Source organism: Neobacillus sp. NRS-1170 (assembly GCF_050468025.1).
The window spans coordinates 1-8,008 of the sequence record NZ_JBITPF010000134.1; the positions used below are offsets into that span (position 1 = coordinate 1).

The following is an 8,008-nucleotide window of genomic DNA, read 5'->3' on the forward strand; positions in this document are numbered from 1 at the left end:
ATATCAGTTGAAGAAGGAATTAGAATTTTTATGGTAAAATATATGTTTAGATGGTTAATACGCGCTTAGGAGGATTTGGAATGAACAGAACGGAATCGTTACTTCAAAACTGGGATTTTTGCTACGATAAAGAAGATTGGTATCCGCCGCTCGCTGACGCACTCAAAGCGCTTACGGCGGAGCAAGCAGATTGGCGCCCGGCTGGCGAGCATGCGAACACGATTTGGGAGACAGTTGAGCATTTGATATTTTACAAGGAACGGTTACTCAAAAGAATTACCGGTGAGGAATCGCAGTATCCGGAAGGGTTGACGAATGACGATACGTTCGCAGTAGCTTCGAAAACGGAGAGCGATTGGGAAGCTACGCAAAATAGGCTAAAAAGCGTCCATCTTGGCATCCGTGAGCGTATTACGAATTTAAACGTAGACCAATTGCATGCTCTTGTTACTAATCGTCCATTAGACGAGTGGCTGAACAGCCTCATTCTCCATGACGCTTATCATACGGGCCAAATTATCCTGATCCGTAAGTTGCAAGGCTCTTGGCCATCGCGCCGCTCTTTTGAATAGGGCAAAAAATTACTTGCAGTTCGAGACGTGGGGCCCTATATATCACGAATTACATCAAATATTTGTCGAGCTATTTGACGAAATGTCGGCAACGGAGAAAACGCCTGCACTAGACCCTAACCCTCAGCGCACACGGCGACCGCACTGAGATGATTTTCCACCTGCGCGGATTTGCCGGTCACCCCGGCGATCAGTACGTGTTCGACGGATGGTCCGACGCGCTCGACAATATTGTGAAAAAATATACTTAAACAAACGGGTGCATTACTTGAATATCCCACTTCCAATTTTGCAGATTGAAAGCAATTCTCTATAAGGAGAATTGCTTTATTTTAGTATAATCCTATCCAATACCTATTTCATTTTCTCTTCTCAGGATTCTCTCTTAATTCATCCCAATATAAAAAGACATACTCTGGTTCATGCTCTTTTTTCATCTCATCAATACTTGTGATTATATCTGAAGTTTTCTGTTTATTCGTTCGTAAAGTATTACTAGCGTTCTGTTTTAAGCCCTTTTCATCCATGATATACACTCTCCTTTTTAGAGTAGTTTGTACCCGGCCCCTCTTCTTATTCTTGTTTTTACAAGGTATGTAGTCAGGTGAAATATCCAAAATAAAAGAAGAAAAATGAAAATAAATTATGAAAAATCAGCTTACCAAGTTCACGTTAATAAATGTCTTTTGCTGCTTGGTTCATTTCACCCGTGCAAATGGAGGAGAAAGGAAATGACCATAAAAAGATTTGTGTTTATATAAGAGAAAATATTGTAAAACATTTCACTTAAAGTAACGGGTGCATGAGTTTAAGAAAGGGTTGCTGCGGCGATCCTATTTTCTTGTTGCACTAACGTGGCAGGTTACATGAAGAAAATGTGGTATCTTATTAATACCTGAAGAAAGGGGATTAAATATGGAAAATAAAGAGAAAATTTATTACGAACGAGGCACCGAAGAATTAAGAATAAAGAATATGCTTTCCCATAAACTTGTTCAAGAATTTAACAATTGTCCAGTCGAAGATTCAAAAAGGAAAGAGGAAATTATTAAGGAATTGTTTGAAAGTGTAGGAGTTAATCCAAGTATTGAACATAATTTCCATTGTGACTTAGGATACAACATTCACGTTGGAGATAATTTCTAAGCTGGATATAACTGTACGATATTAGATATGGAAGAAGTAAGGATTGGTGACAATTGTATGATTGGTCCTAATGTGGGCTATATACGGCTGGTCATTCAATTGAACCTAAAGATAGGAATAAGAGTGGTTATGCGATTCCAATAAAGATAGGAAATGATGTCTGGATTGGTGTCAGTTGTGTTATCTTACCTGGAATCACTATTGGTAATAATTCAATTATTGCAGCCGGTTCTGTTGTTACAAAAGATGTACCTACTAATTCAATAGTGGTGGGAAATCCTGCAAAGATACTGAAAAACATATAAAGTTCTTATTCCGCAAAAAAGATTGTGAAAATATGTACTTAAACTAAAGGGTTGCAATAGTTAAAGATGGAAAACGCTGCGTCACCCCTTTTTTTCATTAACGGGCACGTTTGTTAAAGTACATTAGTAATCTAAACTAAAAGATAATGCTGAAAAAATTGGTTGAGATTTTACAAAAACTAGTGGATATTATCAATGTATAAGGAGGGAAAAACTGTGTTTAATAACGAAAGACCAAGAAAAATACTTTTAGATTTAGCAGTTACGTTAGATGGATTTATTGAGGGCCCAAAAGGGGAAGTAGACTGGTGTATTATGGACTCCGATATGGACTTCGATAATTTCTTAAATCATATTGATACTATTTTTTATGGAAGAAAAAGTTATGATTTATGGGGGAAGTACACCCCTGATATTGAAGTTTCTGATACAGAAAAAGAAATTTGGGAATCGGTACATAGTAAAGAGAAATATGTGTTTTCCAAAACACAAAAAAAGTCAAAAAATAACGTAACATTTATAAATGAAAATATTGTGGAAGAAGTAATTAAATTAAAGAATAAGCCTGGAAAAGATATTTGGCTTTATGGTGGGGCAAGTCTTATTACAACCTTTTTAAATCTAGGGCTTGTTGATGAATTTAGATTATCTGTTCACCCTATTATTTTGGGAGAAGGTAAACCCTTGTTTATTGACATAAAGCAGCGCGTGAATCTAAAATTGGTTGAAACAAAAAGGTTTTCTTCAGGTGTTGTTCAATTATGTTATCATCTTAATGAGAATTTAAAGTGAAAATTAATAACTAAATCATCTTTCGGGTGTTAGAGCTAAAAATGGTGCTGCCAATCAAGGTGCACTTTTGTTTTTCGACTATAATTATGCTGTTCGAGAGTTTAAGACTGGGATTGCTGCGGAAATGAATTTTCTTATTGTGATAACGGGCAGGATAGTTGAATAATAAATGTTTTGTTAATTAAACATTGAAGTTGCTTTATTTCAAGGTTAATGTAGAAGTGGCATAAAAAAACGGGGAGAACCATTAAATGAAATATATTCTAAAAATCTTACTAGCTATTATACTATCTGCTCCTATTGCATTAATAATTCAATTACCATTTATGCATATCTTTACTCCTGAATTTTTTGCAGAAGAAAATTTGGCAAATCGAGGTTTTTATATAGCGGTTCCATACTATTACATGATTATTTACTTTATGCCAACTACATTTGTCGCAGATTTTATTGCTACGAGGAAAGTGTTTAGTAATATAGAAAAAGCTAAATACTTCATCCAAATTGGTACTTACACATTAGCAGGCTTGTTGATGACTGGATTTCATTTAGACATGAATGCTCTAATCTCTATATTTATTCCAGTTTATACTTATTTAGTTATTTTGAGTGTTCTAAGAATGCTATTTAAGAAAAAAAATGATTTTTCTATCAATACTTCAAAAATGAGTTGAATGGATTTAGCATGGCATTTTAGTTTAATTTAATGGTACTGCTTATTAAACTGGCTGGGTGCTTATGTGAAAGATGGGGTTGCTGCGGCGATCCCTTTTTGTTATTGAACTTTCGGTCAGATTAGTGAAAAAGGAGTTATTGTGATTGAAGGAGAATGTAAATGTGTGAATGTCTTTAAGATTTTTAGCCTAAAGGTGGAGAAATGAATGGAATTACTCATTGATAGGGTTGATTCTGAAAGAAAAGAAGTATTAAAAAACTTACTAACATTATTTTTACACGATCTATCTGAATTTAATAGCACAATTGATTTGAATCCTGAAAACGGATTGTTTGAATTTGATGTTTTAGATTGGTTTTTTGAAAAAGAGGGACTTACACCGTTTTTTCTAATGTTTGATGAGAAACCAGTAGGATTTATTTTGTTGCAAAGTGGACCATTTACAAATCCAGAGCGTGCCGAATATATAATAAATTCATTTTTTATTATAAAGAAATACAGAAGAAAAGGGTTTGGAAGGCTAGCTTGTGATAGGTTATTTGAAATGTATCCAGGAAGGTATGCGGTTGGTCAGGTAGTAAATAACATAAAAGCAATAAAATTCTGGAAAAATATCTATGAATCTAAAGGAATAGATGTATTCGAAAAAGAAGAGATTGAGGATGACATAAAGGTAATTTACCAGTATTTCGAAATTTCCTAATTTATTTCTGTTAGGTCACAATGGGCAAAGTGGCATAGTGTCCCAATGTATTTCTAAAAAAAAATATTTCGGATTATTTAGGTTGACTTCTGGAAAATTATTGAATAAACTATTGATAATTATTAAATATAGGCAATGAAGAGAAAAAGTAAAATGATATTGTTTTTCACCAGAGAGCTTCGGTAGCTGAAAAGAAGCAAAAACGTTCATTTGAACAATGGTCTCTGAGCTTCGTACTGAACGTACTTTTTGTATTAGTAGGATACGACGGGATTTTGCGCCCGTTATCAATGTCACAGTATAAGAGTAGCATTTAATAATACTCCGTACTTGTTGAGGCAAATAGTGTGAGCTATTTGCAAATTAAGGTGGTACCACGTGGAAATTCAAACCTCGTCCTTAACTATTACAGTTAAGGCGAGGTTTTTTTGTTTTCAAAATTAATATCCTATCGGGAGGTTTTTATTAATGAGTATTTTTATTGGTGGGGCTTGGGCTTATGCGAACGGCTCATTACATTTAGGTCATATTTCAAGTTTGTTACCTGGCGATATTCTTGCGAGATATTACCGTTTAAAGGGAGAAAAAGTTTTATATGTTTCGGGAAGCGATTGTAATGGAACGCCTATTACAATTAGGGCCAAACAAGAAGGTGTAACGCCAAAAGCGATTGCGGACCGTTATCACCAGGAATTTGCAGATTGTTTTGCAAGATTAGGATTCACATATGATACCTATACAAGAACAGACACAACCCATCACCATAAAATCGTACAAGAGATATTTTTAGAGTTGCTTAATAAAGGATACATCTATAAAAAGGATATTGAACAATCCTATTGTGAGTATGATCAACAATTTTTACCTGATCGTTATGTTGAGGGGATTTGTCCTCATTGTGGTGCAAATGCTCGTGGCGACCAATGTGATGCTTGTTCAAGCGTGTTAGAGCCACTTGAATTGCTTGATAGAAAATGTAAAATATGCGGGAATCCGCCTACAACAAGGTTCACAGAGCATTTTTACTTTTCTTTAAGCTCTTTCCAAAATATCTTGGAAAACTATACTCAAGAAGCTGAAGACAAGAACCTATGGAGGGAAAATGCTATTTCTCTTACGAAACGCTATTTAAAGGAAGGATTGCAAGATAGAGCTGTTTCGAGGGATTTGCCTATTGGGGTAAGTGTTCCAGTTGCCGGATATGAAGATAAGAAAATCTATGTTTGGATTGAGGCTGTATCAGGATACTATACAGCAAGTAAACTATGGGCGAAGGAAACAAATAATGACGACTCAACGTTTTGGAATACTTACGCTCAATCTTATTATGTTCACGGAAAAGATAATATCCCTTTCCATTCGATTATATGGGCTGGAATTCTTGCTGGTCTTGGAAAAGAACCATTGCCAACGCATATTGTTTCTAACGAGTATTTGACTTTGGAAAAGAAAAAATTATCTACAAGTAAAAATTGGGCTGTTTGGGTTCCAGATATAATAGAAAGATACGAACCAGATTCTATTAGGTATTTCTTAACAATCAATGCACCAGAGAACCGAGATGCTGATTTTTCTTGGAAAGAGTTCATTTATAGCCATAATAGCGAGTTATTAGGGGCTTATGGAAACTTCGTTAATCGGACTTTGAAAATTATTGAAAAGTCATTTGAAGGGGTAATCCCTGAAAAAGAAATAACTTCGAATATCCAGGATAAAGTTAATCGTTTATATAAAGAGGTGGGTTATTGCATTGAAACTACTTCCTTCAAACAAGGATTGGAAAAAGTATTTGAGCTTGTTAGATTCTCGAACAAATACTTTGATGAACAACAACCTTGGAAACAAATAAAGGATGATACCGAGGCTTGTAAACAAACACTTGCAGATTGTGTTTATCTAATTGCAAATTTAGCTCATATCCTTACTCCATTCCTTCCTTTTTCAAGCGAAAAGGTAAAGGAAATGATAAATATAACAAAAACCGATTGGAGTGCGTTTTTTGTTAAATCGCAGCATCTGTCAAAAGTAGAACCATTGTTTGAACGAATAGACCTAGTAAGAATTGAAGAAGAGCTTGAAAGATTAAACCACCAAACTTTTTAAATAAAAGAATTATATTTATTTAGATAAAAATAACAACCTTTATAGAGAATGTGTAAGATTACACTTAAACTAAAAGTGGCTTTGCTTTAGTAAGCAAGGCATTTTTCTTATTCAAGTAACGGGGCAGGTTACTTCAAGAAGGCTTTATTAAGAAAGTTGAAGAATATATATATGTAAAAATAGATAAAGGGGCGAACATATGAAAAATAACTTAATTGCACTTTCAATTTTTTGTTTCGCAGTGTGTTTTGTTATTGGGTGTTGGTTAATTTCAGACAGTTTAAGTGGTAAAAAAGCCAATAAAATAAAAGAAACTCAGCACCAATTGCTAACAAAATCAGAGGTAGCCAATTATTTAGGTATAAGTCCAGAGGAAGTTCAAAAGTTAACAGAAATATCCAATGGTGAAGACAGTTTTACCAGTGAAATCCCGCATATAAAAATTGATAAAACAGATTATTACCCAAAAACAGCAATAGACAAATGGCTTCAAAACGTAGAACTTACTGTTGTTCAATAAATAAACTTAAATATTAAATGAACTATGGATATACATTCCTTTTTCAAGTAACGGGTGCAAGAGTTTAAGATCAAGCAAGTTTATATAAAATAGTTAAAATTCCTATAAAATGTAAAAAATATTATAATTTAGTGGTGTATTATTAGAATAGATGAGGGTACTCGATATGACTATGCATTTGCTTGAACTAACAATTTTGACTTTAATAGTACATTTAATTGACACATTGGCTTATTCAGTCAGACTTAACTCTGTAAAAAGCGGGAAATTCGCACTTTCTATATCATTATTTAATATTTTTGTTTTAGTATCTAGGACAGCAAATATGTTCCAAGCTCCTTTAGTGGGTGGACTTATTGGAATAAGTATATTAAAACATCATGATCCTTTATCTGATATTAGACTTGTAATTTTATCTGCGACTGTTGGTACTATTGCAGGAATTGTGTTAATCCCAACTTTTTTAAAGTTATTTTCAAAAGCTGTAGATAAGCTTGAAGAAAAAGGATCAGTACCTTCTATCATAGTAGAAGCTTTAAGTATTAATAATATAAAAAGAATAGTTAAAAATACTACTAGGCCTAGAAAAAATATGATTTTAAGTTTAAGATTTCGAGAAATACCAAAAAGATTTTTAATTCTTAATACGATCATTACAGCCATATATACCATTGGGGTAATAGCTGCTTATTACGCAGCTTTCTTTGTAGACGAAAAATTTCGTTTGGCTGCGTCAGCTTCATCGGGAATGATAAACGGTATTGCAACAATTCTATTAACTCTGTTGGTTGATCCTCAATCTGCTATTATAACTGATCTAGCACTTAGGGGGAAACGACCGTATGGAGATGTTAAAGCTCTAGTAATTATGTTAATAGGAACAAAACTTATTGGTACACTTCTGGGACAATTGCTAATTTATCCAGCTGCACGAATTATCGCTTTCTTCTATGCATAAAGTTTAGAAGGCTTTTGCTTTATTCTTACCACTTGACGCTATTATATTGTTTCCCTAATAACGATGACACTCTATCAAAGATACTTTAGATAGAAATGACCGTCATAATTACGAACCTTATTATTAGTAAACAAAAACCTCCGAACCTTATTGTGAAGACTTGTTCTTACACTATCTGGTGTAGGAATTATGATTAGAGCTGTCAATTTGTCAGCTTTTCTTAGTGTGCCAGG

General features: G+C 34.0%; 9 protein-coding genes, 1 pseudogene and 1 other annotated feature. Of the genes and pseudogenes, 9 read left to right on the forward strand and 1 reads right to left on the reverse strand.

What is annotated here, in order from left to right; translation table 11 throughout:
* The first annotated feature begins 80 nt into the window (after positions 1 to 80).
* A complete protein-coding gene (locus ACIFOT_RS32345; RefSeq protein ID WP_430073103.1) occupies positions 81 to 572 on the forward strand; it encodes a DinB family protein in 492 nt (163 codons plus the stop codon).
* 359 nt (positions 573 to 931) lie between these two features.
* Here ACIFOT_RS32345 and ACIFOT_RS32350 read toward each other — a convergent pair whose 3' ends face one another.
* Positions 932 to 1,099, reverse strand: coding sequence for a hypothetical protein (locus ACIFOT_RS32350; RefSeq protein WP_430073081.1), 168 nt, complete (start codon positions 1,097 to 1,099; stop codon positions 932 to 934).
* Between the two features lie 388 nt (positions 1,100 to 1,487).
* On the opposite strand from ACIFOT_RS32350, the gene ACIFOT_RS32355 reads away from it, so the two are divergent.
* The 8 genes and pseudogenes from ACIFOT_RS32355 to ACIFOT_RS32390 all read left to right on the forward strand — a co-directional run bounded on the left by ACIFOT_RS32355 (position 1,488) and on the right by ACIFOT_RS32390 (position 7,775).
* Complete coding sequence (locus tag ACIFOT_RS32355) at positions 1,488 to 1,718, forward strand: maltose acetyltransferase domain-containing protein (RefSeq protein ID WP_430073084.1); 231 nt, start codon at positions 1,488 to 1,490, stop codon at positions 1,716 to 1,718.
* A gap of 146 nt (positions 1,719 to 1,864) precedes the next feature.
* A pseudogene (locus ACIFOT_RS32360) lies at positions 1,865 to 2,017 on the forward strand (DapH/DapD/GlmU-related protein); the annotation flags it as partial.
* A 222-nt stretch (positions 2,018 to 2,239) separates the two neighbouring features.
* Positions 2,240 to 2,815 carry a dihydrofolate reductase family protein gene (locus tag ACIFOT_RS32365; protein WP_430073087.1) on the forward strand — a complete coding sequence of 192 codons (576 nt, stop codon included), beginning with the start codon at positions 2,240 to 2,242 and terminating at the stop codon, positions 2,813 to 2,815.
* A gap of 251 nt (positions 2,816 to 3,066) precedes the next feature.
* Positions 3,067 to 3,489 (forward strand): hypothetical protein, encoded by a 423-nt coding sequence (locus ACIFOT_RS32370; protein ID WP_430073090.1) that lies wholly within the window; start codon positions 3,067 to 3,069, stop codon positions 3,487 to 3,489.
* A 207-nt stretch (positions 3,490 to 3,696) separates the two neighbouring features.
* On the forward strand, positions 3,697 to 4,194 hold the full coding sequence (locus ACIFOT_RS32375) for a GNAT family N-acetyltransferase (protein ID WP_430073092.1): 498 nt from the start codon (positions 3,697 to 3,699) through the stop codon (positions 4,192 to 4,194).
* A 126-nt stretch (positions 4,195 to 4,320) separates the two neighbouring features.
* Positions 4,321 to 4,598 (forward strand) — a binding site (T-box leader).
* A 64-nt stretch (positions 4,599 to 4,662) separates the two neighbouring features.
* Entirely contained in the window at positions 4,663 to 6,297 is a 1,635-nt protein-coding gene (gene metG / locus ACIFOT_RS32380; protein WP_430073095.1) for a methionine--tRNA ligase, read from the forward strand.
* 199 nt (positions 6,298 to 6,496) lie between these two features.
* Positions 6,497 to 6,817, forward strand: a complete 321-nt coding sequence (locus tag ACIFOT_RS32385) for a helix-turn-helix domain-containing protein (protein WP_430073097.1) — start codon at positions 6,497 to 6,499, stop codon at positions 6,815 to 6,817.
* A gap of 166 nt (positions 6,818 to 6,983) precedes the next feature.
* The gene (locus tag ACIFOT_RS32390) at positions 6,984 to 7,775 is read left to right on the forward strand and encodes a lipid II flippase Amj family protein (protein ID WP_430073100.1); all 792 of its coding nucleotides are present in this window, start codon (positions 6,984 to 6,986) and stop codon (positions 7,773 to 7,775) included.
* Positions 7,776 to 8,008 lie beyond the last annotated feature (233 nt).